26 protein-coding genes and 1 pseudogene are annotated in these 24,765 nt (G+C 67.0%); 8 read left to right on the top strand and 19 right to left on the bottom strand.

The genetic code is table 11. The features are described from left to right. The first annotated feature begins 60 nt into the window (after positions 1-60). Positions 61-897 carry an amidohydrolase family protein gene (locus tag OG225_RS16130; RefSeq protein WP_405182398.1) on the top strand — a complete coding sequence of 279 codons (837 nt, stop codon included), beginning with the start codon at positions 61-63 and terminating at the stop codon, positions 895-897. A 49-nt stretch (positions 898-946) separates the two neighbouring features. Here the strand turns inward: OG225_RS16130 and OG225_RS16125 are convergent, their stop codons facing one another. Next, on the bottom strand, positions 947-1,402 hold the full coding sequence (locus tag OG225_RS16125) for an ML domain-containing protein (RefSeq protein WP_405182397.1): 456 nt from the start codon (positions 1,400-1,402) through the stop codon (positions 947-949). 365 nt (positions 1,403-1,767) lie between these two features. On the opposite strand from OG225_RS16125, the gene OG225_RS16120 reads away from it, so the two are divergent. Further along, positions 1,768-2,370: a hypothetical protein gene (locus OG225_RS16120; RefSeq protein ID WP_405182396.1), complete on the top strand. Its 603-nt coding sequence runs from the start codon at positions 1,768-1,770 to the stop codon at positions 2,368-2,370. 42 nt (positions 2,371-2,412) lie between these two features. Here the strand turns inward: OG225_RS16120 and OG225_RS16115 are convergent, their stop codons facing one another. Next, positions 2,413-2,979 (bottom strand): TetR/AcrR family transcriptional regulator, encoded by a 567-nt coding sequence (locus OG225_RS16115; RefSeq protein WP_405182395.1) that lies wholly within the window; start codon positions 2,977-2,979, stop codon positions 2,413-2,415. 162 nt (positions 2,980-3,141) lie between these two features. On the opposite strand from OG225_RS16115, the gene OG225_RS16110 reads away from it, so the two are divergent. Both OG225_RS16110 and OG225_RS16105 read left to right on the top strand, forming a co-directional pair. Further along, positions 3,142-3,288: a hypothetical protein gene (locus OG225_RS16110; RefSeq protein WP_405182394.1), complete on the top strand. Its 147-nt coding sequence runs from the start codon at positions 3,142-3,144 to the stop codon at positions 3,286-3,288. A gap of 94 nt (positions 3,289-3,382) precedes the next feature. Further along, on the top strand, positions 3,383-4,204 hold the full coding sequence (locus OG225_RS16105; protein WP_405182393.1) for a class II glutamine amidotransferase: 822 nt from the start codon (positions 3,383-3,385) through the stop codon (positions 4,202-4,204). A gap of 16 nt (positions 4,205-4,220) precedes the next feature. Here OG225_RS16105 and OG225_RS16100 read toward each other — a convergent pair whose 3' ends face one another. From OG225_RS16100 to OG225_RS16040, 13 genes and pseudogenes are all read right to left on the bottom strand, one after another. Then, positions 4,221-5,564 (bottom strand): diacylglycerol/lipid kinase family protein, encoded by a 1,344-nt coding sequence (locus tag OG225_RS16100; protein ID WP_405182392.1) that lies wholly within the window; start codon positions 5,562-5,564, stop codon positions 4,221-4,223. 101 nt (positions 5,565-5,665) lie between these two features. Beyond that, positions 5,666-7,354 (bottom strand): SulP family inorganic anion transporter, encoded by a 1,689-nt coding sequence (locus OG225_RS16095; RefSeq protein ID WP_405182391.1) that lies wholly within the window; start codon positions 7,352-7,354, stop codon positions 5,666-5,668. 26 nt (positions 7,355-7,380) lie between these two features. Beyond that, a complete protein-coding gene (locus OG225_RS16090) occupies positions 7,381-10,179 on the bottom strand; it encodes a cation-translocating P-type ATPase (RefSeq protein WP_405182390.1) in 2,799 nt (932 codons plus the stop codon). A gap of 29 nt (positions 10,180-10,208) precedes the next feature. After that, positions 10,209-11,051, bottom strand: a complete 843-nt coding sequence (ppk2, locus tag OG225_RS16085; protein ID WP_405182389.1) for a polyphosphate kinase 2 — start codon at positions 11,049-11,051, stop codon at positions 10,209-10,211. Between the two features lie 10 nt (positions 11,052-11,061). Continuing rightward, a complete protein-coding gene (locus OG225_RS16080) occupies positions 11,062-11,310 on the bottom strand; it encodes a three-helix bundle dimerization domain-containing protein (RefSeq protein ID WP_405182388.1) in 249 nt (82 codons plus the stop codon). Between the two features lie 99 nt (positions 11,311-11,409). After that, positions 11,410-12,570 carry a glutamate--cysteine ligase gene (locus OG225_RS16075; protein ID WP_405182387.1) on the bottom strand — a complete coding sequence of 387 codons (1,161 nt, stop codon included), beginning with the start codon at positions 12,568-12,570 and terminating at the stop codon, positions 11,410-11,412. Positions 12,571-12,598: 28 nt separating this feature from the next. Continuing rightward, the gene (locus OG225_RS16070) at positions 12,599-13,030 is read right to left on the bottom strand and encodes an acetyltransferase (RefSeq protein ID WP_405182386.1); all 432 of its coding nucleotides are present in this window, start codon (positions 13,028-13,030) and stop codon (positions 12,599-12,601) included. Between the two features lie 377 nt (positions 13,031-13,407). Next, entirely contained in the window at positions 13,408-14,724 is a 1,317-nt protein-coding gene (locus OG225_RS16065; RefSeq protein ID WP_405182385.1) for an MFS transporter, read from the bottom strand. 25 nt (positions 14,725-14,749) lie between these two features. Further along, positions 14,750-15,211 (bottom strand): annotated as a pseudogene (locus tag OG225_RS16060) (family 65 glycosyl hydrolase); the annotation flags it as partial. Between the two features lie 541 nt (positions 15,212-15,752). Further along, positions 15,753-15,929: a CDGSH iron-sulfur domain-containing protein gene (locus OG225_RS16055; RefSeq protein WP_405182384.1), complete on the bottom strand. Its 177-nt coding sequence runs from the start codon at positions 15,927-15,929 to the stop codon at positions 15,753-15,755. Positions 15,930-15,939: 10 nt separating this feature from the next. After that, positions 15,940-16,620 (bottom strand): HemK2/MTQ2 family protein methyltransferase, encoded by a 681-nt coding sequence (locus OG225_RS16050; RefSeq protein WP_405182383.1) that lies wholly within the window; start codon positions 16,618-16,620, stop codon positions 15,940-15,942. Next, positions 16,613-17,611 (bottom strand): iron-containing redox enzyme family protein, encoded by a 999-nt coding sequence (locus OG225_RS16045; protein ID WP_405182382.1) that lies wholly within the window; start codon positions 17,609-17,611, stop codon positions 16,613-16,615. Before OG225_RS16045 ends, OG225_RS16050 begins: the two co-directional genes overlap by 8 nt. An 87-nt stretch (positions 17,612-17,698) precedes the next feature. Further along, complete coding sequence (locus tag OG225_RS16040) at positions 17,699-18,541, bottom strand: RNA polymerase sigma factor SigF (protein ID WP_405182381.1); 843 nt, start codon at positions 18,539-18,541, stop codon at positions 17,699-17,701. 154 nt (positions 18,542-18,695) lie between these two features. Here OG225_RS16040 and OG225_RS16035 point away from each other — a divergent pair, with 154 nt between their 5' ends. From OG225_RS16035 to OG225_RS16025, 3 genes are all read left to right on the top strand, one after another. Next, positions 18,696-18,884: a hypothetical protein gene (locus OG225_RS16035; RefSeq protein WP_405182380.1), complete on the top strand. Its 189-nt coding sequence runs from the start codon at positions 18,696-18,698 to the stop codon at positions 18,882-18,884. 505 nt (positions 18,885-19,389) lie between these two features. Continuing rightward, on the top strand, positions 19,390-19,569 hold the full coding sequence (locus OG225_RS16030) for a DUF4235 domain-containing protein (RefSeq protein WP_405182379.1): 180 nt from the start codon (positions 19,390-19,392) through the stop codon (positions 19,567-19,569). Positions 19,570-19,756: 187 nt separating this feature from the next. Continuing rightward, on the top strand, positions 19,757-20,971 hold the full coding sequence (locus OG225_RS16025; protein ID WP_405182378.1) for a phospholipase D-like domain-containing protein: 1,215 nt from the start codon (positions 19,757-19,759) through the stop codon (positions 20,969-20,971). Between the two features lie 29 nt (positions 20,972-21,000). Here the strand turns inward: OG225_RS16025 and OG225_RS16020 are convergent, their stop codons facing one another. After that, positions 21,001-21,675, bottom strand: a complete 675-nt coding sequence (locus OG225_RS16020) for a phosphate signaling complex PhoU family protein (protein WP_405182377.1) — start codon at positions 21,673-21,675, stop codon at positions 21,001-21,003. 355 nt (positions 21,676-22,030) lie between these two features. Here OG225_RS16020 and OG225_RS16015 point away from each other — a divergent pair, with 355 nt between their 5' ends. Continuing rightward, positions 22,031-22,984: an acyl-CoA dehydrogenase family protein gene (locus tag OG225_RS16015; RefSeq protein ID WP_405182376.1), complete on the top strand. Its 954-nt coding sequence runs from the start codon at positions 22,031-22,033 to the stop codon at positions 22,982-22,984. On the opposite strand, the gene OG225_RS16010 is transcribed toward OG225_RS16015, so the two are convergent. Genes OG225_RS16010 through OG225_RS16000 form a run of 3 tightly spaced genes read right to left on the bottom strand, consistent with a single transcriptional unit; the run spans position 22,888 to position 24,716 of the window. Next, positions 22,888-23,793, bottom strand: a complete 906-nt coding sequence (locus tag OG225_RS16010) for an SGNH/GDSL hydrolase family protein (RefSeq protein ID WP_405182375.1) — start codon at positions 23,791-23,793, stop codon at positions 22,888-22,890. The genes OG225_RS16015 and OG225_RS16010 overlap by 97 nt on opposite strands. Before the next feature lie 45 nt (positions 23,794-23,838). Beyond that, the gene (locus OG225_RS16005) at positions 23,839-24,042 is read right to left on the bottom strand and encodes a hypothetical protein (protein ID WP_405182374.1); all 204 of its coding nucleotides are present in this window, start codon (positions 24,040-24,042) and stop codon (positions 23,839-23,841) included. A gap of 35 nt (positions 24,043-24,077) precedes the next feature. Next, the gene (locus OG225_RS16000) at positions 24,078-24,716 is read right to left on the bottom strand and encodes a peptide deformylase (protein WP_405182373.1); all 639 of its coding nucleotides are present in this window, start codon (positions 24,714-24,716) and stop codon (positions 24,078-24,080) included. Between the last annotated feature and the right edge of the window lie 49 nt (positions 24,717-24,765).

The following is a 24,765-nucleotide window of genomic DNA, read 5'->3' as shown; positions in this document are numbered from 1 at the left end:
GGAAATGCCTCGGCGGGTTTCCCGGGGGCGTGCGCTCGCGTCACCGAGAACGGAGCGTCGATGCGACGAGTTGTCGATTGCCTTGCCAATGTGCATTTCGGTGAAAGCGAGCAGCCGGACTGGATGGTGAAGGTCCGCGACGATTACTTCCGCGGCCCGACATCGATGTACTCCCGGGTGGATCTGTCCGAGATGCTGGCGGAGATGGACAGGCAGGGCGTCGAAAAGGCGATACTCATGTATTCGCTGCAACAGCCTTCACCCACCGTGTTGAAATTCATCGACGCTAGGCCGGACCGGTTCGCGATGGCAGTCGGCGGATTCGATCCGGACCGCCCGGTAGCGGCACTGCGCGAATTCTCGGCGATGATCGACGATCTGCCCGTCGCCTACGCGTGTACCGGTCCCGGATTCTGGGGTGACGGGCGGTATCGGCCGACCGACGGCATCTACTTTCCGCTCTACTACACATGCGCGGAGCTCGACCTACCGCTGTGTATGAACACCGGTCTGCCCGGGCCGCCCGTTCCCGGTGAGGCGCAGGACCCCATCCATCTGGATCGCGTGTGCGTGCGGTTCCCCGAATTGCGGCTGTGCATGGTCCACGGCGCAGATCCCTGGTGGGACACCGCGATTCGGTTGTTGCTGAAATACGACAACCTGCGGCTGATGACGTCGGCGTGGTCCCCGAAACGGCTACCGGAGAGCCTGCTGCACTACATGCGGACCCGGGGCGCGCACAAGGTGATCTTCGGATCGGACTGGCCCGTACTGCCGATGCGCCGGGTGGTCCCGGAAGTGCTGGCACTGGACCCGCCCGACGATGTTCTCGACCGCTATCTCGCCGGTAACGCCGATGAGTTCTTCTTCGTCACACGGGCTCCGCTGGGTCGGTGAGCCGCGAGCGCACCGACCAGAGTCACCGCGGCCTCCGCGGCGTCGGCCGTCAGGGCTCGAAGGTCATCGGAACCTGGACGCGCACCGCGATCGCACCGCTGTCGTCGGTCAAGGTCCACGTGAGGTCCTGGTGCAGGGGTTCCCGGAACATGCGGATCGAACTCATCAGGCGCGGATAGTTGGCGGGCAGGGTTCTCACGAGGCCCCGGTAGGTGTAGCGCTCGCCCGCCGCCATCGGGCAGTTCACTCCGGCCGCGGCGGGATCCGGCGGCACGCCGTGGGGCACGGGCGCGGTGTGTCCGAGGGTGTCGGTCAACGTCACCTCGGCCCTGAGTTCTCTCGCGTTCGTGGCGGGAGTGAACTCGACGGCGAGTGTCAGTTCTGCCCCGTAGCGCACACCGCACCGATCGGGTACTTCCGGTCGATGTCCCGACAGTTCGATACTGTGCACTGTCGAGTACCCGTCGGCACGGGCATACGGCGCGTTACCCGTGATGGCAGCCATGGGGATATCTCACCATATCGACGGTCCTCCGCGTGCCGTGTCCGGCCTGCGCGACACGAGTTGTTCGCCTGCGAGTCGCGCAATTCGGGCCCGGACCGCATAAGCTCTGTGGTGCAAGACTATTCGTCGGTGCGGGTCGGTATCCGGATCGTAGGTCCCGACGTGCCGCCGAAACTTGGTAGAGTCTCGCGCATCCGGACATTGCAGTCCGGATTGTGCGCCGCCGGGAGACGTCGGTTCGCGAACCGAGTTACGCGAGAGCATCCGGACGATCTCCCCACGCACGGTAGGTATTTGCCGCAACGACGCGGTGCTGACACGTCATGTCCGCGACTCACCGCACTCGAGCGGAGCCAGGAGACTCCATGGGATCATCGGGGCAGTCCACCCTCCTGCAGGTACAGACGCTTTTCGCCGGCGCCGCGGCGGTGATCGTCGACAGCGCGTCGATACTCACGGAATTCAGCGACCCGCCGGTCGATCCGGGGAATATCCAACGCCGCCTGCGCATTCTGGAAACCGACAGCGCCGTGATCGCGCGTCGGATTCAGGATCTGCTCGACGCCGACCAGGCCGACACGAGTCGCCATTCGGAATTGTCGCGGCTGTCCTACATGCTCGACCTCGTCATCGATCACCTCGGGGTGGTCGCCGACATCGCCCGGATGCACGATCTCATCGCCGTTCCCGACGAACTGGTCGATTTGATCACGATCCTGTTGGGCTGCGCACAACTCACGGCCGTGTACATCGCGGCACTTCGCGGCCGACATCGCGAATTGCACTGCGCGACGATGCGATACCGCGCCGAGGACGGTCTTCGCATCGGCGAGGAATTCCTGTTGCACCGCCCGGCCAGGGCCTACACCGAGTCCGCCCTACTCGAGATCTGCGGTGCCCTCAACCGCGCCGCCCACTCCTTCCATCAGGTCGCCGACGCCCTGCACACCATGGACACCTTGGCGTAGCGGTGCGACAACCTCCAGCGAGTCGAGTGCGAGTCGGGGATGTCAGGGATTGTCGAGGGGATCGCGGAGTCCGTCCATGAGCAGTTGCCACGCCTCGTCGGCGACCGCGCGGCGCATCGGCTCGGGGGTCTTGGTGAGCAGGGCGGCGACCAGACCGATGGCGAGCATCAGCTGCCGGGCGGTGGTGCCGGGCCGGAATGCGCCGCTGGTGTCGGCGGCGAGTTTATCGGTGAGTAGCTCGCTCACCGTGAGTGCGAAACTCGCGTGCGCCGGGTCGCTGTCGTCGGGACGCAGGGTCGCGACGAAAGCGGTGCATTCGACGAGTTGGTCCAGGAACGTGGCGAGGAGTTCCCGAAGGCTGCTGTCCTTCCGGTAGGCGACCTTCTCCAGCGCTCGGATGTCTTCCTCGAATACCGCGCGCGTGAGGCTGTCCCGGTTGGGGAAATGGCGGTAGAGCACGCCGGGGCTGACGTTCGCGGTCGTCGAGATCAGCGACATGGGTGCGGCGGGGCCGTTGCGGCTGAATACCGCGCGGGCCGCGGTCAGGATGGCGGCCCGGTTCTCCGCCGCGGCGGCGGGGCCCCTGTTGACACGCCCGGTAGATCTCACGCACACAACGGTACTACCGAGGGTGTCGATCCGTTCGTCGGGCGGAAGCGGGTCGGTTCGCCGACCGGAGCGAGGAGGTGCCGCCACGCCGTAGGGCACGCACACACCGGTCGATGCCGGAGACCGGTCACCGTCGGGGCCGAATCTCCGGACACTGGAGTCATGACCAATCCCCTGGAGGACCCGAACGAATTCCCCCTGTTCGCACCGCTCGACGCCGATGACATGGCCGAAGCCCTCGCCGAGGCGATCATCGCCGACGACGACAACTGGATTCGCGTGTTCGGTATCGAGGATTCGAGCGACTGAAAATCCGGAGAAATCGCCGCACGTGAAATATTTGCTGGCCGGTTCCTGACCGTCGCGTGCCGAAGTCTGTTCCAATGAATTCATGTGCAGGTGGATGGCGTATTCAGGAGAGCCGATCCTCGCCGAGGATTTGCTGTTCAAACCCAAGCACTCGTTGATCGACCAGAGTCTGCATTCGACCATGGGGGCCACGACGACCAACGGTGACGGCTTCGGCATCGGCTGGTACGGCGAGGGCGCCGAACCGGCGCTGTTCAAAGGCACCGAGCCCGCGTGGAACGACCGGAACCTGCGTGAGCTCGCCGGTCAGATCCGAACGCCGTTGTTCTTCGCGCACGTGCGCGCCTCGACGGGGTCCGCGGTGCAGCGCAGCAACTGCCATCCCTTCCGGCGCGGTCGCTGGCTGTGGATGCACAACGGCGCGCTGCGCGGGTTCCACGATGTCCGGCGCGACCTGGTGACCGCGATCGATCCGGGATTGTTTCCCGACCTCGAGGGGTCGACCGATTCCGAGACCCTGTTCTATCTCGCGCTGACCTTCGGTCTCACCGAGGATCCGATCGGCGCGGTCGCGCGCGCGGTCGGTTTCGTCGAGGACGTGGGTCGCGCCCACCAGGTGGAGTATCCGGTGCAGATGACCGTCGCGACCACGGACGGCGAATCCATGTGGATCTTCCGCTACTCGAGCGAGCGGCGGTCGAGGTCGCTGTTCTTCTCCACCGAGATCGACAAACTCCGGGCTCTGCATCCGGAGGTGGAAGTGCTGTACCGCCTCGGCGACGAGACCCGCTTCGTGGTGTCCGAACCGTTGCGCGACCTGCCCGGCGCGTGGAACGAGGTGCCGGAATCGTGTGCGGCCCTTGTCCGCGACGGTGCGGACGAGCTCCGCGAGTTCCAGCCGATCTCGCCGGTCTGAGCGTCGACGGCGCGAATCAGTGGGCGTGCGTATCGGATTCGGGACGTGATCGGGTTTCGCGGCGAGTCGCCAAGTCTCGCAGGCGGTTCCAGTCGACGGCGGGCGCCGAGGTGCGCGTTCCCGGCCTGGCGCGCGGAACCCGGACCCGCAGCGCGTCGGGTTCGATGACACAGCGCACCGGGGTGTCGAGCATCAGTGATTCGCCGTCGACGCCGACCGGGATCTGCGCGGTGTCGGCGTCGACGACGACTTCGACCGCGGTCCGCTGCGTCAGCCCACGACCCCGGGTGCGCCGGATCAGGCCGACGGCGTCGCGGGTATTGGCGACCGAAAGGGTCACCGCGCCGAGCGCGCCCCGATCGAGCCGGTCACGGCGACTGAGTCCGGCGAGATCGCTGTTGCCGTAGGGGTTGTTGCTGACCAGGATCGCCTGCGGACCGTCGACCGTCGTGTCACCGATGCGGGCGACGAGCCGGGTGCCGGTGTGCCCGGCGAGCAGATCGGGGAGCAGTCGAAGCACCGTTGCCGTCTTGTCGTCGCGGTAGGCGGGGCTGCGCACGATTTCGGCGTACACGCCGAACGAGGCGTTGTTGACGAAGGGCAGCCCGTTGATTCTGCCGAGGTCCACCCGCATCTCCACGCCGTCGCGCAGCGCGTCGAGGCCCGCCGCGGGGTCGGCGCGATCCAGACCGAGGTCCATCGCGAAATGATTGCGCGTGCCCGCACTGATCACCAGGAACGGCAGGTGATGTTCGGCCGCGACGCCTGCGACCAGGGCCTGGGTGCCGTCACCGCCCGCGACCCCGAGCAGATCCGCGCCACGGGCGACGGCGTGGCGCGCCAGTGCGACCACGTCGACGACCCCCTCCAGCAGCACGACCTCCGCGCCGAGTTCTTCGGCCCTGCGAGCGAGATCGAATTTCGCGACCTTCCCGCCGCCGGAACGCGGATTCATGATCAGGAAGGGTTGTCGCGGTGCGGGGGCAGGGTATTCGGTGGCGGCGGCCGCCGGCGGACTCCCGGCGCGAAGCGCGGCGCGCGCGCAGACGACGGCGACCAGTGCCGCCGCGCACGCGAGCACGACCACCCACAGCAGGTGCGCGCGCACGAACAGCACGAAGACCACGATCGGCGCGAGGACCGCGATACCGAGCGAGATCCACCGCAGAACCCCGTGCCTGGTCAGGAACCAGTACAGCGCCGCCATGGTGACCACGACGCCTCCGACGCCCGTGACGAGCAGCCCGATCGTGCCGAGCAGCCCGGCGAAGAGCACCGGCGCCGCGGCGGCCACGGCGGCGAACACGAACGCGGCGCGGGCCGACCAACACCGGGTCCGGCTGTCGGTGTCGTCGTTCACCGTTCCGCCCTCCGATCATCCGCCCCCGGGCCGGTGACCCGAATCGGTCGGCGGTCGCGGTATTGGTGGCCCATGGTGTTCCTCGCTTCCGGTGGGCGTGGTCAATGCTCGGCCGCGCGGTCGGTTCGACGGTGGAATGCGTCGACGGCGGCCTCGACGGTGGGGAAGAACTGCGTCCCGTCGAATCGGTCGCTGACGCCGAAACGGATCAGTTTGTCCTTGATGGGTCCTTTCATCTCGGCGAACGCCAGTCGAATCCCCCTGCCCTCCAGGTAGTTGTCGAGATCGACGAGTTCGTCGACGGCCGTGGTGTCCAGACCCGTGATCGGCTCGGCGGCGATGATCACCCATTCGACAGGGGACGGAGCCTTCGCGACGACCGAGCGCACGTATTCGTCGAAGATCTGACCGTTGGCGAAGAACAGCGGCGCGTCGAACCGGATCAGCACCAAGCCGGGAATGCGGTGCCCGCCGGGATGGCGTTCGATGTCGTGGAAGCCGGGACGGTCCGGTGTCCGGACGAGTTCGGTGCGGTAGGGCTGCCAGGCCCGCGCGACGACCGCGACGAACGACAGCCCGATCGCGACGAGAATCCCTTGCAGCACACCCGCCAGCGCCACCCCGAGGAACGCCGCGACCGCGAGCGCGAATTCGACACCGCTCATGCGCCACATGCGGACCATGCCGCGCACGTCGATCAAGGCGGTCGCCGCGACGATCACGACCGCGGCGAGCGCCGCGTCCGGCAGGTAGGCGGTCAGTCCCGGGGCCAGCAGAACGAAAAGCAGGACCGCGAGCGCGCCGACGACACCCGCCAATTGCGTATGGGCGCCGCTCTGTTCGGCGACCGGCGTTCGTGATCCGCTCGCCGAGACCGGGAACCCGCCGAAGAGGCCGCCCGCCACATTGGCGACTCCGATCGCCTTCATCTCGGTGCTGCCGTCGACGTCCTCGCCGTGCCTGGAGGCGAACGTGCGCGACAGCACGCCGCTGTCGGCGAAGGCGATCAGCGCGATGCCCACCGCGGGTCCGAGCAGATGTCCCACGTCGGACCAGTCGACGCCGCCGATCGATGGCAGTGGCAGACCTTCCGGCAGGGCTCCGACCATCCCGATATCGTCGGTGAGTCCCGCGCCCGCGGCGACCGCGATGGCGCACGCGACCGCGACGAGTACACCGGGCACCACGGGCAGCCACAGCCGAAAGGCCACGATGATCGCGAGTGCGCCAACGCCGACGGTGGCCGCGATCGGGTCGATGCCGCCGTCGATGACGGCTCGGCCGATCTCGCCGATCTCGGCGAGCAGACCCGACGCGTCGACGGAGAGGCCGAGCAGTTTGGGAAGTTGGCCGACGACGACGATCAGCGCGATCGCGTTCAGATAACCGAGCCGGATGGGTTTGGAGAGCAGTTCGGTGACGAATCCCAGGCGCAGGAATCCGCCGACCAGCAGAATGAGGCCGACGAGGACGGCGAGTACCCCGGCCAGCGCGAGTGCGCTGTCGGGATCGTCCACCGCGGCCAGTGGTAGCACCGCGGCCGCGATGAGCGGGGCCAGTGAGGAATCCGGGCCGAGCACGAGAATTCTCGACGGCCCGACCACCGCGTAGGCCAGCAGCGGCACGATGGTCGCGTAGAGCCCGGCGTAGGCGGGCAACCCGGCCGCTTCGGCGTAGCCCATGCCCGCGGGGATCAACAGCGCGGTGAGGACGAGTCCCGCGGTCACGTCGGTTCGCAACCACTCCCGCCGATATCCCCGGGCCGTCACGATCCCGGGTAATCCGCCCATACTGTCCTTCCACGACACGGCGGATCTCAGTGCGCTCGTGCGCGCTGCGGGGTGACCGCGATCGGGGTGGACAGGAGAGCGGGTGGCTCGGTGCGCAGTACGCGTCGGCGTCGCAGCGCCTTCTCGGATTCGATGGCGATCGGGATGAGAAGCGACCAGCCCAGGCATGCGAGCCATTGGCCGCCCGTCAGCGATGTCGTCATCAGCAGGTCCTGGAGGAAGCCGAGTTCGACCGCGAACACGGTGACAACGACCGGGATCGACAGAATTTTCAGCGCGCCGAGAATCGGTGCGGCGAAACCGGATTCGGGATCGCGTCGCATCGCCAGACCGCTGAGGATCGAACCGAGCGACAGCACGACGAACGCCGTCGTGATCGGCACGGAGGACTCGGTGGTGCTCATGTCGCCGGGAGCGAGGAGCATCGCGGCGAGGGTGACGGCGAATTGCAGGATCCCGTAGGCCAGCCACTGTGTGAACGCGCGCCGATTGGCGATCGGCACGGACGGATCGCGCGGCGGTTTGCTCATGAGATTCGGCGGCGGCGGATCCATCATGATGACGGCCACCGGGAACAGCGTGATGAAGAAATGCTGGAACAGCACCATCAGCGGGGTGAGCGCGACGCCGTCGTTGATATCGAAGACACTCGCCGCGAGGAACAGCAGAACCAGCGAGAACAGTTTCGACATCTGGTAGCGGATATAGGAGACGATCTTCTCGTAGATATTGCGGCCCAGGCGGATCGCGGTGATCAGGGTGCCGAAGTTGTCGTCGGTGAGCACCATCTTGCCCGCCTGTTTGGTGACTTCGCTGCCCGAACCCATCGCGACTCCGATATCGGCCTTCTTCAGCGCTGCGGCGTCGTTGACGGCGTCACCGGTCATCGCCACCACCGCGCCGCCGCGTTGCATGACATCGGCCAAGCGCAGCTTGTCCTGCGGTGTCACCCGTCCGAACACATGCAGATTCGGCAGTGCGGCCGACAACTCCTCGTCGGTCATCGCCTGTAGTTCGGCGCCGCTGATCGCCCCGGGACCCAACCCGAGTTCGGCGCCGATCGCCGACGCGGTGATCGCGTGGTCGCCGGTGATCATGCGCACGTCGATGCCCGCTTCGCGCGCGGTGCGCACCGAGTCGATCGCCTCGGGTCGCAGCGGGTCGATGATGCCGACCATGCCGACGAAGGTGAGGTCGTCGACCAGGGACATGGGGTCGGTCTTGGCGGCCTCTTCCCGACCGTCGAGCCGCCGGGCGGCGAAGGCGAGCACGCGAAGTCCCTTCTCCGACATGGTCCGCATGGCCGCGGTTACCTCCTCGCGCACCTCGTCGATCGGGACCGCCCTTCGCCCCGGAAGAAACGCGGTCGCGCATCGCGCCAGCACCATATCAGGCGCGCCCTTGACCAGTTCGACGAATCGCATGTCGCCGTCGACCCGCAGTCGGTGGAACGTCGCCATGAATTTGTAGGCGGAGTCGAAGGGGACCGCGGCGATCCGGGGATAGGTCTGGCGGGTCAGCGGGGCGTCGACGCCGATCTTGGCCGCCAGTACCACCAGCGCGGCTTCGGTGGGGTCACCGACGATCTCGCCGGTATCGGAGACGGTGGCGTCGCTGTCGAGGCACAGTCCGTAGGCGAGCAGCGTGAAATCCGGGATATCCGAACCCGCGACCCGGGTGATCTTCCCGGACTTGCGGTAACCCTCGCCGTCGACGGTGTACCACCGGCAGTGGAAGTACAGCGATCGCACGGTCATCTGGTTCATGGTCAACGTGCCGGTCTTGTCCGAGTTGATCACGCTGGTCGCGCCGAGGGTCTCGACATCGGTGAGGTTCTTCACCACGGCTTTCGCGTCGGCGAGTTGGCGTGCGCCGTAGGCCAGCATCGCCTGGACGAAGGTCGGAAGACCCGTCGGAATCGCCGAGACGCCCATCGAGATGCCGAGCAGCAACAGCGTGGTCATATCGTCGCCGCGCAGTGCTCCGATCACCACGATGACGGCGACCGCCGTCCACGCGATGACCCCGAGCACCTTTGTCAGCGCGTCCAGTTCGCGTTGCAGCGGCGACGCGGCGGGTGCGACCGCCGACAGCATCGACGCGATCCGGCCCATCTCGGTGTTCATCCCGGTCTCGGTGACCACGATCGTCGCGGTGCCGCGGGTGACCGAGGTGTTCTGGTAGACCATGTCGGCGCGGTCGCCCAGCGCGGCGTCGGCCGCGTCGAGCGTGCCGGGATCCTTGGCGACGGGCGCGCTCTCACCGGTGAGTGCCGCCTCCTGGGTTTCCAGGGTGGCCGAGGTGATCAGCCTGCCATCGGCGGGCACGATATCGCCGGATTCGAGCCTCACGATATCGCCCGGCACGAGTTGCACGGCGTCGAGTTGCGTCAGGTCTCCATCGCGGATCACCCGCGCCTGCGGTGATTGCATCCTGGCGAGCGCGTCGACGCTGGCTCGTGCCTTGCGCTCCTGTCGCGTGCCCAGGACGACATTGAGGACGACGAGTACCGCGACCACGATCGCCGTCGGGACCTCGCCGATGACGACGCTGACGATCGCGACCACGATCAGCATCAGATTCATCAGGTCCTTCACCTGCCGCAGGGCGATGGACCACAGCGACGGCGTGGGCTCGGAAGCGATCTTGTTGGCTCCGTACCGCAGTCGGAGTTCGGCCGCCCTGTCCGCGGTGAGTCCCGCCTGCGCGTCGGAGGACAGCGCCGACACGACGGATTCGACGTCGCGCGCATGCCAATTCGTCGGTTCGCGGGTAGAGGTGTGCACCGTGGCTCGATTCCCGGGTACGGCATGCGTGGCGGCCATGACGCTCGTCCTTTCCCTCGCGCGGAAACTCAGTACGGCGTCGGAATCCAGTGCAGCGGTTGCAGGGAAGCCCGGTAACCGTGGGCGCTCTGCCGGTCCGGCAGGACGACGTCGGGACGATCCAGTGGCTCGTAGGGGACTCGGCTCAGGAAATGGCTGATGATGTCGAGTCGTCCCCGCTTCTTGTCGTCGTTGGTCGCGACGTACCACGGCGCCCAGCCGGTATCGGTGAGACGGAACATCTCGTCCCGCGCTCGGGCATAGTCGTACCAGCGGCTGTAGGACTCGAGATCCAGTTCCGACAGCTTCCAGATCTTGCGGGGGTCGTCGATGCGGCTCTGTAGGCGCAGGGTCTGCTGCTCCTGGCTGACCTCGAGCCAGTACTTGACCAGGATGACCCCCGAGTCGACGATCGCGCGCTCGACCGCGGGAATCAGCTGGAGGAAGTGCTGCGCCTGCTCGTCGGTGCAGAATCCCATCACCCGTTCGACACCCGCCCGGTTGTACCAGCTGCGGTCGAAGATGACGACCTCCCCGGCCGCGGGGAGATAGGGCAGATAGCGCTGCACGTACATCTGGGATTTCTCCCGTTCCGTCGGCGCGGGCAGCGCGACGACCCGGAAGACGCGTGGACTGACCCGCGCGGTGATCGCCTTGATGACCCCGCCTTTCCCCGCGGTGTCACGACCTTCGAATACGACGCAGATCCTCGCGCCGGAGGCTTTCACCCATTCCTGGAGCGCGACCAGTTCGCCGTGCAGCGGTCGCAGCAGGCGACGGTAGTCCTTGTTCTTCATCGGTGCGTCGCGCTGTCGCGTCCCGGGTGCGAACAGTTCTCCCGTGTCCGCTCGGTGATGGGACTTCTTTCCCACAACGGTCCTCTCAGTTCGCTATCAAGGTGTCGGCGCCGTCGCGGGAATCTCCGATCGGTTCGGCCAGGCGATCGCTGATGGCTTGCCGAGCCGCCTTCTCGACGAGAAGTGGTACGAAATCGTGGATCCGGACATCGACGAAACGTTTGTGAACGGTGCGCACGATGAGTTCGATATCCGCTGGTGGGAACGACGGGTACCGAGTGATGAGACGTTCGACGACTTGCTCGACCTGAAGCAATTCGTTATCGCCGGCCATAGATCTATCGTCGGCCCGTCGCGGAATATTCGTCAAGGCACGAATCGGATGCGAAATGCGGGTGTCCACGCGGAATTCGACCGCCGTGTCATCACGGCGTCACGTCATCTGACGGTCTTCGGTGGTTTCGCATCCTTCGGTGGTCAGCCGTGAGACGACGTCGAAGACATTCGACGGTCCACCCGAATACAGGGCGCTGCGCTGTCGAACAGCGCCGTTGCCGCGCGTGAGTACCGCCGCCAAGGCGTCGTGGGTGAATTCGTGATCGCCGGATTCCTCTAGTGCCGGGCGAATATGGGCGAACAGTTCGGCGATCGATCCGGAACCCGGCACCGGATGCCGTGTGGCCGTGTGGAATTGCGGACCGGGCAGACCGTCGCGGGCGGCTTTGCGGCAGGCCGACCGTAGGCGGTCCTGGTCGATGACCGGTGCGGGTCGACCGCCCTCGACGGCGGCCACCGAGGTGACGACCAGTGCCCGGACCAGGCTCGCCAGCAAGGTGGTTTCCCCCACCGTGGCGGGGACGTCGCTGATCCTGATCTCGATCGTGGGCAGGTGCGCGGACAGTCGCACGTCCCAGTAGACCATCGCGGAGTCCAGGATTCGGCCGTCCTCGACCAGTTTCGCGACGAGGTCGTCGTAGTGGGCGGCCGACCGGAAATGCGGTGGGGGCCCGGCGCTCGGCCATCGCGCCCACAGCAGGTGACGCCGGCTGGCATAGCCGGTATCGGCGCCCTCGGCGATGGGTGAATTCGCGGTCAGTGCCAGCAGGACGGGCAGCCAGGGGCGCAGATGGTTGCTGACCTGGACCGCCAGGTCGCGGTCGGGAACGCATACGTGGACGTGGCAACCGCAGATCACCTGTTCGGCGAGGGAGCCGAAGCGCTCGGCCATGCGCTGGTATCTCGGTGTGTCGGTCATGGAGCCGCCCGGCGGCCCCCAGATCGGAACCCCTATCGCCAGTGGCCGGGACCCCGCGCGCGCCGCGGCCGCCACGGCCGAGAGCCGCGCCCGCCGGAGTTCTCGGTGCACCTCCGGAATGTTCGCGCACACCGGTGTGCAGGTTTCGACCTGGCACCGGGAGAGCTCCAATTGCAGTTCGACGCCGCAGGCGCAGGCCGCCACCGCGGCATTGGTGAGCGAGGGCAGGCCGGTGGCGGGGTCGACCAGGACGAATTCCTCCTCGACGCCGATCGTGAACGGACGGACAACGTTGCCGTGCAACGGATCGCGTGGATCTACCGACACCGTGGACGCCACGGCCACCTCCTTGCCCTCGGACGAGGATTCAGCGTTCGGGCTGCCATGTCGTGACCGCCCAGATGACCACCACGCTCAGTGCGATGATCACCATGGACCATGCCGGGTAGTAGGGCAGGGACAGGAAATTCGCGAGGATCACCAATGCCGCGATGCCCAGCGAGGCGTATCGGCCCCACGTCCTTCCGAACATCAATCCGAGCGCGCAGATCAGTGCCACCACGCCGAGCACCAGATGGATCCAGCCCCACGTCGTGGTGTCGAACCGGTAGACGTAGTCGATACCGGCGACGTAGAACTCGTCATCGACGAGTGCGGAGATGCCTTCCAGGATGGAAACCGCCCCCAGGATCAGCAGCATGAACGCGGCCGTGATGGATATGCCCGCCGCGACGCTCTGCTGCTGGAAGGGTTCTGCCTCGGGAACGGCATCGTCTACACCGGAAGTATGGTCGGTCATTTTCGACTCCTCGCCGATTCCGATAAAGGGGTCACTGGAATCAATGGCGCCGACCATCTGTATTACGCCGTGGGTCGCGGCGTTTCGAGACAATTCGAGTGGACGGTCTCGTTGCCATTTCTCCATGAGGGTTCGCAATCTTATCCGGTTCGCCCGTGATCGCGGAAGCGATCGTCACGGATCGTATTCACCCCGGACGCGCCAGCGGAAATCGCATGCAATGGTTCGGCAACCGGGGTATCGGATGCTGTTTTCCAGTGGTCTGTCGAAGTGATCGAAGTTTACCGGAAAATTGCCCGGTAAAAAAGGACCGGTCGGTGTTCGGCTCGAGCCTATGCGCGGTCGGGGATGCCGGGGGCCGACATACCGTTTCGAATTCATAACTGTGGCCGGGGCCGGTCGGCTTCCGAACCGGAGGTGTGGTCGGCGATGACGCGGTGCGGGAGAAACGTCGCGGCGAGAAAACCGGCGAGCCCGACACCGGCCAGTGTGACCATCGCGTCGGCGTAGGCGTGACCGGTGAGATTCGCGATGAGGATGGTGCCCGCCACGGCGGTGCCAAGCGATGAGCCCAGATTCGACGCGCTGCGCGACAGGCCGGAGATCTCGACCTGCTCGTCCTCGCCGAAGCTGGACTGCACCACGGTGACCGACGGGGTGAGCATCAGGCCGAGTCCGAGTCCGATCAGCAGTAGTCCCGGTGCGAATGCCCACGGGGACAGCGAGCGGTCGGCCAGCGCGAGCAGTATCGCGACGCCGAGAATGCCGACGAGGAATCCCGTGCGGATCAGGGTGCGCTGGGGATGTCGACGTGCCAGACGTGCGGCGGCCAGCGAAGTCGTGAGCAGTCCCAACGTCGCGGCGGTGAAGATCACCCCGGTTTCGACGGCGTTGTACCCGCGCACGACCTGGAGGTAGGCGGCCACCACGAACGATGTGCCCATCAGCAGTAGCCATTGGGCCAGTTGGGTGACCAGGCCCAGGTTCGCGACCCGGTCGGTGAACATCCTCGTGGCGATGAGCGGTTCGCGACCGGCCCGCTCCCGCGCGCGGATATGCCCCACGAAACACGCCAGCACCACAGCGCCGAACGCGATCGTGGCGACCATGAGTCGAATGTCGTTGTCGGCGAGCTGAATACCCAGCACGACGAGGGTCAGCCCCACCGCCGACAGTACGGCGCCCATGATGTCGAAGGGGCGGGACGGGTCCGGTAGCAGCGGGTCGTCGACGCGGCGGCCGAGCACCGCGATGCACAGGACGACGAGCGCCTGGAACAGGAAGGCCGCCCGCCAGCTCAGCGCCGTCGTGATGAGTCCGCCGATCAGCGGTCCCGCCGCCGCGCCGATACCGCCCATGGCCATGATGACGCCGAATGCTCGTGCTCGGGAGGCTGTTTCGGTGAAGAGCAGAGTTGTCAGGATGTAGACCGGTGGGATGAGCAGCGCGGTCCCGACACCCTCGAGAATGGAATTGCCGAGGATCAGGATGCCGAGTCCGGGCGCCGCCGCGCTCAACAGGGCGCCGATACCGTAGATCAGCAGACCCGTCTGGAAGCAACGCCTGCGACCGTACCGGTCGGTGAGTTTGCCGCCCGGGATCATCAGCGCGGCCATCACCAGTAGGAAGATCGTGATCGCCACCTGGACGCCCTGCACCGTGGTGTCCAGATCGGCGCTGATGTCGTTGATCATCACATTCATGTTCGAGCCCGCGAAGCTCGTCGGTGAATTCGTCGGGGCACAGGTACATGGCCAGCGTGAGATCGGCCTGTTTGACGACCTGCCTGCGGTAGAGGTCGAAGTACGGGTAGTGCAGCAGCAGCGGATAGTGGTCGGCGGGTGTGGCCTCGAAATCCCACCGCGCGTGCCGGGTGAAGCCCTCGGACTGGTCGTGGACCCGCAATTCCTCGTTGTAGGGCATCGCCATTTCCTCGGCGCACTCGCGCCAGCGAGCGATCTCGTCCGCGCCGACGCCGAGACGTTCGGCGAGATCGGTTCGACGCGAGCAGGTTTCGGCGGCTTCGCGCATGTTCTGTCTGGCCATCACATTGGTGTAGATGTTGTTGTCGGCCAGCGCGGAATACTCGTCGGGACCTGTCACGCCGTCGATCCGGAATGTCGCGTTGCTGTCGTGGTGGCCCAGGCTCGACCACATCCGCGCCGTCTCGACCAGCAGTTCGGCCGCTTCGGCGTTCGCCGAGGATGTCACCACACCGACGCGCAGCCCGTGGTCGCGCACCGCGCGGACGCAGGCGACCGATCCCGGATACGCCCGCACCCCTTCGTTCTCGATGATCGAGAGCAATACCGCGTTCTTGCGGTTTCCCAACCCGTACACGGTCAGCGCGTCGGCCGGGTCGCCGGGATCGCCGTCCGGCAGGGTGATGTCGCGCGATCGCAGGAAGGCGCGCACACCCTCCTGGCGGGGGCGACCGTTCACGTACTCCAGATAGTCGCGCTCGTCGAACGGCCGTTCGTCCGGGCCGGCGTGGTCGGCCAGGTAGCTGTCGAATATCTGCTTCCACGCGCGCCGATGTAGTACGGCCGTACTTGTCAGCACCCCCGTCGAGGTCGAACAGCACCGCTGTCACCGAATCCGGTAATCCCATCACCACGCCGATACCCCTGCCACCACGGAAACGACCACGTCACCGCGAAACCCGAAACTCCGAAGTCCAACCCCGGCAGCGCCATCCGCGCCCGGTCGCGCGGCAGCCGCCTCATTCGAAGTGGCGCTCACGGTGACGGTGGCTCGTGTCGCAGAGCGGATAGTTCTTCGACCGGCGGCACAGACAGATCGCGACCATGAATCGGTCGCAGTGGATGGTTCGGCCGTCGGCGGTGAACAGGTCGATCGGGCCTTCTACGAGGGCGGGGCCGTCGTGGGTGAAGGTCATTCGCGGGGGCTCAACGCCGGATGCGGTCACCGCGGATCACCACCAGATCCTCGGTGTCGTCGGCCGGGTCGATGCGTTCGGTTTCGGTCAACCAGGCCGCGCGGGCCCGCAGTACCGGTCCGAACGGAACGGTCGCGCGGGCGACGACCGCGGCCTTCAACCCGTGTTCGCGCAGCGTGTCGAGGGTGCGGCCGGGATCGGACAGGGCCGATTGCACGATCAGCGCGGTGCCGCGCGGGGCGAGCGCGGAGGGGACGAGAGCGCACAGTCGGTCCAGGATCGCGCGTCCGTCCGCGCCCGCGTCCCAGGCGCGGGCCCGGCCGACGGCGGTGTCGTTGGGCGCGGGGACATACGGCGGGTTCGCGACGACGAGATCGTAGTGGTGGTGTCCGAATACCGAGGCGAAATCCCCGCAGTGGATTTCGGCGGCGACGCCGCGCAGGCGCAGGTTCAGCCAGGCCGCCGCGGTGGCGCGGCGCGAGATGTCGACCGCGGTGACCGTGGCCGCGCCGATGCGGGCGGCGGCGATGGCCAGTGCGCCGGTGCCGGTGAAGACGTCGAGAGCGTGCGCGCCGCGCGGGATTCCGGCTTCGACCAGGGCGCGGGCGAGCAGCCAGGTATCGGCTTGTGGTGCGTAGACCCCCGGCGGACGAAGCAAGGCGCGGTGCGGGATTCGCAGCGGGTTATGCATCGGCCGCCCCTTCACGCAGCGAGCTGCGACCGGCTCGCCAGGCCTCCAGCATATATTTGGCAAACCGATCCTCGAGCAGATTCGTCACCTGGATGCCGAATGCCATCGCGGCCCGTTGCGCCGGTTCCTGCGTCAGCAGGTCGGCGATGACGCCGTGGCGCATTACCTGTTCGTGGACGGCGTCCGCTTCGACGTGCTCGGTGTAGAACCCGATACACGCCGGGTCGGCGTCGAACCGACGCAGGGTGTCCACCATGCGCTGAGCTCCCGGCGGTGAGGTGATCTCGACGGCGGCCAGATGTCCGACGAGGGCGCCGCGATGGCGGCGATGCAGGCCGAACAGCGACATCATGTCGACCAGCGCGAGCATCGGCGCGCCGACCACATCGAGGTAGTGCAGGTAGTCGGGGTTCAGGCCGGCGCCCGCCAGCAGATCGGCGTACAGCTGTGCGTGGACGCGCTCGCCGCGCCCGCCACCGAACTCGTCGAATTCCACCGCGACCAGCGAGGCCTTGGCCTGTCCGCGCAATCGCGGGATCATCCACGCGTACGGATCGGCCTCTTTGTGGTGGTAGATCGACCGGTGGACGAAATATTCGCGGACCTGCCACCAGTGACCTTCACCGAGCAGGTAGGCGCTGGTTCCGGAAGGCTCGTCCGGGACGACCAGCAAACGTTCGATTTCGGTGTCCAGATCGTCGCCGCCGGGGACGGCCTCGCGCAGGGCGTCGAGGAATACCCGTTCCATCTCCGCGCGCAGGGTCAGCAGACCGGGATCCCATTCCCACCCGGGATCGACATCGGGAAATCCCTGGTAGTGCAGTTCGTAACAGGTGTGCAGCGCCAGGTGCAGGTCGTCGCCGAAGGGGTCGACCGAACCGAGCCTCGGCGGCGGGGAACCCGGTGACCGGCCGAGCACATCGATGACGGCGCCGGACAGTTCGCCCCGCTGGGCGAATCGCATTCGTGTCGGAGGAACGGCGATCGTCATGGCACATCCCTGCGGGTCGAAGTTGATCAAGCTGTCTGCGTCATACCCGGGGCTTCCAGCGCGAAACCGTGGTAGGGGTGCCGTACCTCACGCTGTCGCCGCCCTACGCGCCGTCGGTGATTCGGCGAGGGCTTGTTCGCGCAGCCCGCTCAGGACGCGGTTGAGGATGCGTGAGACCTGCATCTGGGAGACGCCGACGCGCTCGGCGATCTGGGCCTGGGTGAGTTGGTCGAAGAATCGCCACGCGAGGATCTGGCGCTCGTGTTCGGGAAGTGCGGCGAGCAGCGGGCGTACCGCCATGCGGTCCTCGATGAGCCGGTAGGAAGGCTCGTGCGCGCCGAGGGTGTCCAGGACGTTGGCGGCGGGGACGTCGTCGTCCTGGCCGCCGGTGTTGTCGAGCGAGTTGGCGCGGTAGGCGTTGCGGGCGATCAGCGCCCGGGTGACCTCGGTGACCTCGACGTCGAGTTCGGCGGCGATCTCGCGGGCGGTGGGGCCGCGGCCGAGGCGTTGGGTGAGGGTGTCGGTGACCGGGCCGAGTTGCTGCTGGAGCTCCTTGGTCGCACGGGGGACGCGGACGGCCCAGGTGTGGTCGCGGAAGTAGCGACGGACTTCGCCCATGATGGTCGGGATGGCGAAGGACAGGAACGACGCGCCGTGCGCGGTGTCGTAGCGGTCGACGGCGAGGACGAGTCCGACGCGTGCGATCTGGAGCAGGTCGTCGAGCGCTTCGCCGCGGTTGTTGAATTTGCGGGCGATGTTCGCGGCCAGCGGGAGGCACAGGTCGATGATGTGGGCGCGGGTCCGCGCGTGCTCGGGGTCGGCGGGGTCGAGTGCCGCCAGTTCATCGAACCAGGGCTCGATATTGTCGTAGCTGTCACCGGCGGACCGGGAGGTCCGGGGGTGTTCGGTGTCGTTCGTGGAGGCAGTCATCAGGGCGTTCCTCGTTTCCACCGTGCGGTTCGGGCTGGATCCCCGGCTACCCCGATCCCCGTGGGTCAAACGGGGCGGTCGGATGAGATCTCGACCACTCGCACCGGGCGATCGGGCCGTGTTTGGATCCGTGTGCGCGGGGGATACGAACCACATGGCTGTGAAACCCACCAACCCCACCGGCCCCTCGCGTCTCGCCACGGGTGTGGGCTGGCTCCTCGGCTCGATCATCGCGTTGTCGAGTATCGGCGTCGGGCTGATAACCACCTCCGTCTTCGGGCCGGTCGTCGTCGCCTTCGGGATCGCCGTCGGCCTCGCGATGGCGCTGGGTTTCCCGATCTGAGAAGAACCGCCTTCCGTCTCATCGATGATCGCCGGACCGATATTCTTGCGGTCTCCAGCGGTGTCAGAGAAGAATAATCGCTGATCAGACGGATCGAATCGGAAATAGCCGATTAGTTGCTCCCTCAACGGGGTAGGTCTCTGGTGAGTGGGAGTACTGCCGACAACGCCCACTCTCCGGTGGAGTCGACACGGCCCATACCTGCTCGGGGGCGTGCGCGACTGCCGCCTCGGCTCCGTCCGGCCATCCGGTCGGACGGAGCTGATCACTGCGTTTGCCGGGTCCGGTCGGGGTATCGCCCTCTCGATCGAGAGGTGACGCGCAGGTGTGGCGACGCCGAACACCTCCGCTGTCCAGGCATCGGAACGAAGGACGCATCACGATGACGGACACCGAAAATGTGCCGTCCGCGCAGTCCCGATCGGTCACCGAGCTGGTCGAGGACGCGAGTGCTCAGATCACCTGACTCGTACGCGACGAGATCCGGCTGACCGGACTCGAACGGGTGTGGCGCTCGGCGACCGGCGCGGATCACGCCCCCACCGCCACCGCGAAGGACCCCGGATGGCGTGAGGTCCTGATCGCGGCCGCCGTGCAGGGCGCCATTTTCGGCCTGGTCAAAGCCGCCATGGACCGGGCCGGTGCGGCCGGATATCGGTCGCTGACCGGTACCTGGCCGGAATAGGTCACACCCGCATCGCAAACCGCGCCACACGCACCGCGTGTGGCGCGTATCGCTCGTTTGAGGGGTGGTACGCGGGGAATGTTCTCCCGGGCCGGTCCGGATCAGTGGTGACAGTCGGTGCGCTCATGCGGCCCGTGCACGATCGGGCCCGCCGGATCGGAACGAGCGCACCGGCGGAGGAGAGAACATGACCAGCATTGCGGAAGTATCGAATTCGGTGGCGTCGGTGTCGGAAGCGGACATCGCCTCGGCTCGCGCCGCGCGTCTTCGGCGGCGGCTGGAACGGCTCATCGGTATCGCCGCGACCGAGGGCAACGCGCTGGTCGCGCTGCGCAACGGGGACGAGATCTTTCCCGCGATGCTCGACGCCATCCATTCGGCCGAGCACACCGTCGACATGATGACCTTCGTGTACTGGCAGGGCGATATCGCGCGGCAGTTCGCGCACGCGCTCGCCGATCGCGCTCGCGCGGGAATCCGGGTGCGGCTGCTGTTGGACGGTTTCGGCAGCAGACTCATCGAGAAGGATCTCCTGGAGGATATGGATCAGGCCGGCGTGCAGGTCGCCTGGTTCCGCAAACCGCTGTATCTGTCTCCGCTCAAACAGAACCACCGCTGCCACCGCAAGGTGCTCGTCGTGGACGAGCGGGTGGCGTTCACCGGCGGCGTCGGCATCGCCGAGGAGTGGAGCGGCAACGCGCAGGACGAAAACCACTGGCGCGACACCCACGTTCGGATCCAGGGCCCGGCCGTCGACGGTGTCGCCGCGGCTTTCGCGCAGAACTGGGCTGAATGCCACGACGATCTTTTCGACGACAACGACCGCTTCGCCGGTCACGAGAGCGAGGGTGGCGCCGTCGTCCAGGTGGTGCGCGGTTCGGCGAGTTTCGGCTGGCAGGATATGCAGACGCTGTTGCGGGTCGTGATCGAATCGGCCGAACAGCGCTTCCGGTTGGCGACGGCCTATTTCTCGCCGGACGCCTACTTCGTCGAATTGCTGTGTGCCGCCGCGCGTCGGGGCGTGGAGGTCGAGATCCTGCTGCCGGGGCCGCATACCGATAAACGCGTCTGTCAGCTGGCCGGTCAGAACTTCTACGAGGATCTGCTCGCCTGCGGTGTGCGCATCCTGCAATATCAGCCGACCATGATGCACGCCAAGATCATCACCGTCGACGGTATCGCCGCGCTCGTCGGCTCGACCAATTTCAACCGGCGCTCCCTCGATCACGACGAGGAGATCATGCTGGCGGTACTCGACGAGGAATTCACCGCGACACTGGACGCGGATTTCGACGCCGACAAAGCGGTCAGCGAACCCGTCGGCGAAGGACGCTGGAAGCGGCGTTCACTGATGCAGCGGGCGCGCGAAGCGGCCGTGGTGCCGATCCGCCGCTTCCTGTGAGGTGACCCGCGCGGTCGGAGGTCGGCCGATCACTGGCGGTGGGCCTTCTCCGATAGCCAGGTCTCGTGGGTGTGTCCGGTCGCCATGAAAATGGTGCGACGCCCCACCTCGACGGCATTGTCGGCGAAGCGTTCGTAGTAGCGGCCGATGAGGGTGAGGTCGACGGCCGCGGAGATCCCCTCGGTCCACTCGGGGGCGAGAACGGCGGTCAGCAGGTCGTGTTGCAGGCCGTCCATGACGTCGTCCTGGTCGTCGAGTGCGGCCGCTTCGTGCGGATCACCGGAGCCGAGCACCTCGATGGCGCCGTCGGCGATGGCGACCGCGGCCGCGCCCATCCCCGCCACGATCGGGTGTACCGGCTCGGGGATGGCGGTGAGCGGGTGCCTGCGACGGGCGATATCGGCGATATGTCCGGTCAGCACACCCATCCGGGTCAGATTTCCGGCGAGCTGGATCGCGGTGACCACCTGGCGCAATTCACCCGCGACCGGGGCCTGCAACGCCAGCAGCGACACAGCCGTCGTCTCGATCCGGTCGCGCAGCACGTCGAGATCGCCACACAGATCCAGCGCCTGCTCGGCCAGCCCGACATCGGCCGCGAGGAGGGCGTCGGTCGCGACGGCGACAGCGTCACGGTCGCGTCGACACATCACCTGTAACTGTCCGGCGAGGTGATCGAGGTTGTCGTGGAACTCTGTCCGCATGCCCCCTATCCTGCCCCTGCCTCGCAACGCGCGACGGTCGCACCCGGATCGAGGTGACGGATCTGGCCTGGCGAACCCCGATCCGTCACCTGCGCGGAAGGGCGAACCGAGTCGTCGCGTGACGCGGAGTTCCGCTCCGGCAATGGTGTGCGACGGCCGCTCGCCCGGCGCTGGAATCGGTCGGAATTTATGTCGATCCGGGACGAATAAGAGCTTGTGGGAGCCTGTTTCGAGGGTACGTATGCCGCAGGTGCCGACGGCTTCCCGCGGTACCGCGGGCCGATAATTTCGTTGTTCGGACGATCGTCGCGCTGCGCACGGGCTCGTGTCCCGGTGGCAGTACGGAAGGTGCGCAATGACAGCGGTGGAAACAGCGACCGGTCCGGCCGCGGCGGTGACGGCCGCGGACCGACATCCCTTCGTCGCGAAGGTGCGCGAATACGCCGAGACGCGACTACGGCCGCGAGCGTTGACGACCGACCGCGACGGCGTCGCCGAGGAGCGCGTCGACGAACTCGCAGCCCTGGGTCTGCTCAATCACGCGGCCCCACCGGAATACTGCGGCGCGGGCGTGGATCGCGCTGTCGATCGCCGCGTGCACGAGATCATCGCGGGCGCCTGCTTCAACACGTGGCTGGTCTGGGCCCAGCACGCGTCGCTGTCGCAACGGATGGTCGAGTCCACTGCGACGGGTGCGCCGCTCTCCGCACTCGCGCGCCGGATTCTGCGCGGAGAACTTCTGCTCGGCGCGGGCGTGAGCGACGTGCGGCGCTTTCCCGACCACTACATCGCGGCGCGCGAGACCGATTTCGGCGTGGCGAGCGATGCCCGCTCCCACCACTTCGGTCTGGCCGAGACGGTATTGGACGAACTCGAGTCGACAGGGTATCCCGAAGCCGTGGAAGTCGCCGCGATCTGGCGGCCGCGCATCGCTCGGATCCGCGCCGCGGCCTACGAATTGACCGACGAGGCCCGGGTGAACGGCGGCGGTCCGTACCGCGTCGAGGAACGCCTCGCTACCAAGGTCGCCAGTGGCGAAGCGCTGTCCGCCCTCACTCGCGCCCTGCTCATCGCCAGGTCCGGTCGCGGACTCGCGGGCGACGACACCGCCCAATTGCACGCGCGCTCGGCCCTGTTCATCCTCGTCCAAGGCCAGACCCCCGATGTCCGCCGAGCCCAGCTCGCCCGACTGGCGAGCTGGTCGCGTCCTGCCTACGGTCTCCGGTTGATCTCGTCCAGCACCAGTTCGGCGATAGCGCTGCTCCCGATGGGAGTCGGGTGCCGATCTGGTGTCGTGTCGGTGGAGTAGTTCCCTTCGAACCATCGGCTCTCCCGTGGCGCGCACGCCTCGTGCCCGGCGGCGGCGTTGCGCACGTCGACGAACCGGGCGTTGTGCGCCAGGGCGCGACCGCGCAGCACGTCGTCGATCCGGGCGAAGAAGTCGGCGACCCAGGCGGCATCGTCCGCGCCGAAGGTGGCAGTGCGGCCGCAACCGTATCGCCCGTAGACGCCCCCGTGCCCGACCACGACGATCGTGGCGTTCGGCGCTTTCGCCCTGACGGCGATGAGGTCGGCTTCGATCCATCCGACGAGTTCGGCGAGTTTGCGGTCGACGCGGGCGCGCACGCCGGGGTCGAATCGGCATCGAGCGTCGACGCCCTGTTCCGCAGGGAAGCACGACGAGATCAGGTTCCACCAGTTCAGATCGTTGCCGCCGATGCTGATCGTCACCAACGTCGTGCTGAGGCGCAACGCGGAGATCTGCGGCGCCCTGCGGTGCCGATTACCGTCGGAACTCGTCGTGACCTGCGCGGTGAGGAGCAGATTCTCCGACGTCGCGCCCGAACAGGTCACATCGACGAAGGAGCCGGGGCTGATCATGTCGGCGATCCGGGCGGGATAGCCGGTCGCGCTGCGCCCACAGCCGTCGAATCCGGAGCCGACCTCCTTGTCCGGCGCCGCCGCCCGGGAATCGCCGACGGCGACGTACTCGATGACCCGGTCGCTCCCGACGTACTCGATCGCCCCGTCGGTTCGTGGGCAACTGCTCACGATCAGCGCCAGCGCGGCGGTCATCAACCCGAATCCCGGAAGTAGTCGTCCGGCCGTTTCTCGCATGATCGGAACGCGTGTGTCTCGCCGTACCTTCTCGACCGGCCGCCGCTAGCCGGTGGTCCCGATCGTGACGCGACGTTCGTCGCGGGCTGCCCGCGTCGATACCGGGGCAGCGGGCGGTGTACCGAATCGGATATTTCTCATCGCGGTGTAGCAGGTCTTCCTCGAGATCGGACGCCCAGCGTAGAACGCGGGCGCGTTGTCCTGGGAGTCGACCATCCCGATCCGCTCCGGAGCGAGAGGTCGGCTCACACTGATTCGAACCGCGCACCCGTACCGGCAGCGTCTCACGGCCGGTCGGGCAGCGGAAAGCCCAGGGCGGCAGCGGCTTCGTGCGGCATCGGCTGGGACCACCGGTCGACGATCGCGGCATTGCTGGACAGCGATCGCGTTTCGGCGCGGTCCAGGTACAGGATTCCGTCGAGATGATCGGTCTCGTGCTGCACGATGCGCGCCGCCCAACCCTCGACGATCTCGTCCACGGCGCGGCCGGATTCGTCGAGGGCGGTGAGGTGGACCGCGGCGTGCCGGGCGACGACCGCCTGCCACCCCGACACGCTCAAGCACCCCTCGAAGAAGCCGACGGTGGCGTTACCGGCGGGCGAATACGTCGGATTGACCAGCACCCGCAACGGCACGGCGCGCCGGTCCCGCGCGAGGCGAACCTCGTCGGACACCTTCGCGGAATCCTCGATCACGGAGATCCGCAACGGGACTCCGATCTGCGGCGCGGCCAGTCCGACTCCCGGCGCGGCGCGCATGGTGTCGCGCATGGCCGCGATCAGCCGGGCGAGCAGGTCGTCGTCGAGTTGTCCGTCGAAGGGGGCGGCGCGTCGGCGCAGCACCGGGTCGCCTGCCTGCACGATGGGCAGCGGCCCGTCGTCGTCGAGGAGTCGCGTCACCAGATCGACCAGCGAGATTGCCATGCCGACAGCATCACAATCGGTCCGGTCGCGCCGCTCTCCGGGACGCCGT

This window comes from Nocardia sp. NBC_01377, assembly GCF_045040005.1.
Taxonomy (GTDB): Bacteria; Actinomycetota; Actinomycetes; order Mycobacteriales; family Mycobacteriaceae; genus Nocardia; species Nocardia noduli.
The sequence above is the reverse complement of the archived record's forward strand: the minus strand, read 5'-3'. Positions and strand labels throughout refer to the sequence as shown.

What these genes read in the sequence shown, in the direction of transcription:
- OG225_RS16065 (WP_405182385.1), bottom strand. Translation starts at nt 14,724, where the DNA reads ATGATCAACGACATCAGCGCCGATCTGGACACCACGGTGCAGGGCGTC.
- OG225_RS16000 (WP_405182373.1), bottom strand. Translation starts at nt 24,716, where the DNA reads ATGGCAATCTCGCTGGTCGATCTGGTGACGCGACTCCTCGACGACGAC.
- OG225_RS16010 (WP_405182375.1), bottom strand. Translation starts at nt 23,793, where the DNA reads ATGCGAGAAACGGCCGGACGACTACTTCCGGGATTCGGGTTGATGACC.
- OG225_RS16110 (WP_405182394.1), top strand. Translation starts at nt 3,142, where the DNA reads ATGACCAATCCCCTGGAGGACCCGAACGAATTCCCCCTGTTCGCACCG.
- OG225_RS16015 (WP_405182376.1), top strand. Translation starts at nt 22,031, where the DNA reads ATGACAGCGGTGGAAACAGCGACCGGTCCGGCCGCGGCGGTGACGGCC.
- OG225_RS16020 (WP_405182377.1), bottom strand. Translation starts at nt 21,675, where the DNA reads ATGCGGACAGAGTTCCACGACAACCTCGATCACCTCGCCGGACAGTTA.
- OG225_RS16120 (WP_405182396.1), top strand. Translation starts at nt 1,768, where the DNA reads ATGGGATCATCGGGGCAGTCCACCCTCCTGCAGGTACAGACGCTTTTC.
- OG225_RS16130 (WP_405182398.1), top strand. Translation starts at nt 61, where the DNA reads ATGCGACGAGTTGTCGATTGCCTTGCCAATGTGCATTTCGGTGAAAGC.
- OG225_RS16125 (WP_405182397.1), bottom strand. Translation starts at nt 1,402, where the DNA reads ATGGCTGCCATCACGGGTAACGCGCCGTATGCCCGTGCCGACGGGTAC.
- OG225_RS16040 (WP_405182381.1), bottom strand. Translation starts at nt 18,541, where the DNA reads ATGACTGCCTCCACGAACGACACCGAACACCCCCGGACCTCCCGGTCC.
- OG225_RS16050 (WP_405182383.1), bottom strand. Translation starts at nt 16,620, where the DNA reads ATGCATAACCCGCTGCGAATCCCGCACCGCGCCTTGCTTCGTCCGCCG.
- OG225_RS16105 (WP_405182393.1), top strand. Translation starts at nt 3,383, where the DNA reads ATGGCGTATTCAGGAGAGCCGATCCTCGCCGAGGATTTGCTGTTCAAA.
- OG225_RS16090 (WP_405182390.1), bottom strand. Translation starts at nt 10,179, where the DNA reads ATGGCCGCCACGCATGCCGTACCCGGGAATCGAGCCACGGTGCACACC.
- OG225_RS16080 (WP_405182388.1), bottom strand. Translation starts at nt 11,310, where the DNA reads ATGGCCGGCGATAACGAATTGCTTCAGGTCGAGCAAGTCGTCGAACGT.
- OG225_RS16055 (WP_405182384.1), bottom strand. Translation starts at nt 15,929, where the DNA reads ATGACCTTCACCCACGACGGCCCCGCCCTCGTAGAAGGCCCGATCGAC.
- OG225_RS16070 (WP_405182386.1), bottom strand. Translation starts at nt 13,030, where the DNA reads ATGACCGACCATACTTCCGGTGTAGACGATGCCGTTCCCGAGGCAGAA.
- OG225_RS16045 (WP_405182382.1), bottom strand. Translation starts at nt 17,611, where the DNA reads ATGACGATCGCCGTTCCTCCGACACGAATGCGATTCGCCCAGCGGGGC.
- OG225_RS16095 (WP_405182391.1), bottom strand. Translation starts at nt 7,354, where the DNA reads ATGGGCGGATTACCCGGGATCGTGACGGCCCGGGGATATCGGCGGGAG.
- OG225_RS16035 (WP_405182380.1), top strand. Translation starts at nt 18,696, where the DNA reads ATGGCTGTGAAACCCACCAACCCCACCGGCCCCTCGCGTCTCGCCACG.
- OG225_RS16025 (WP_405182378.1), top strand. Translation starts at nt 19,757, where the DNA reads ATGACCAGCATTGCGGAAGTATCGAATTCGGTGGCGTCGGTGTCGGAA.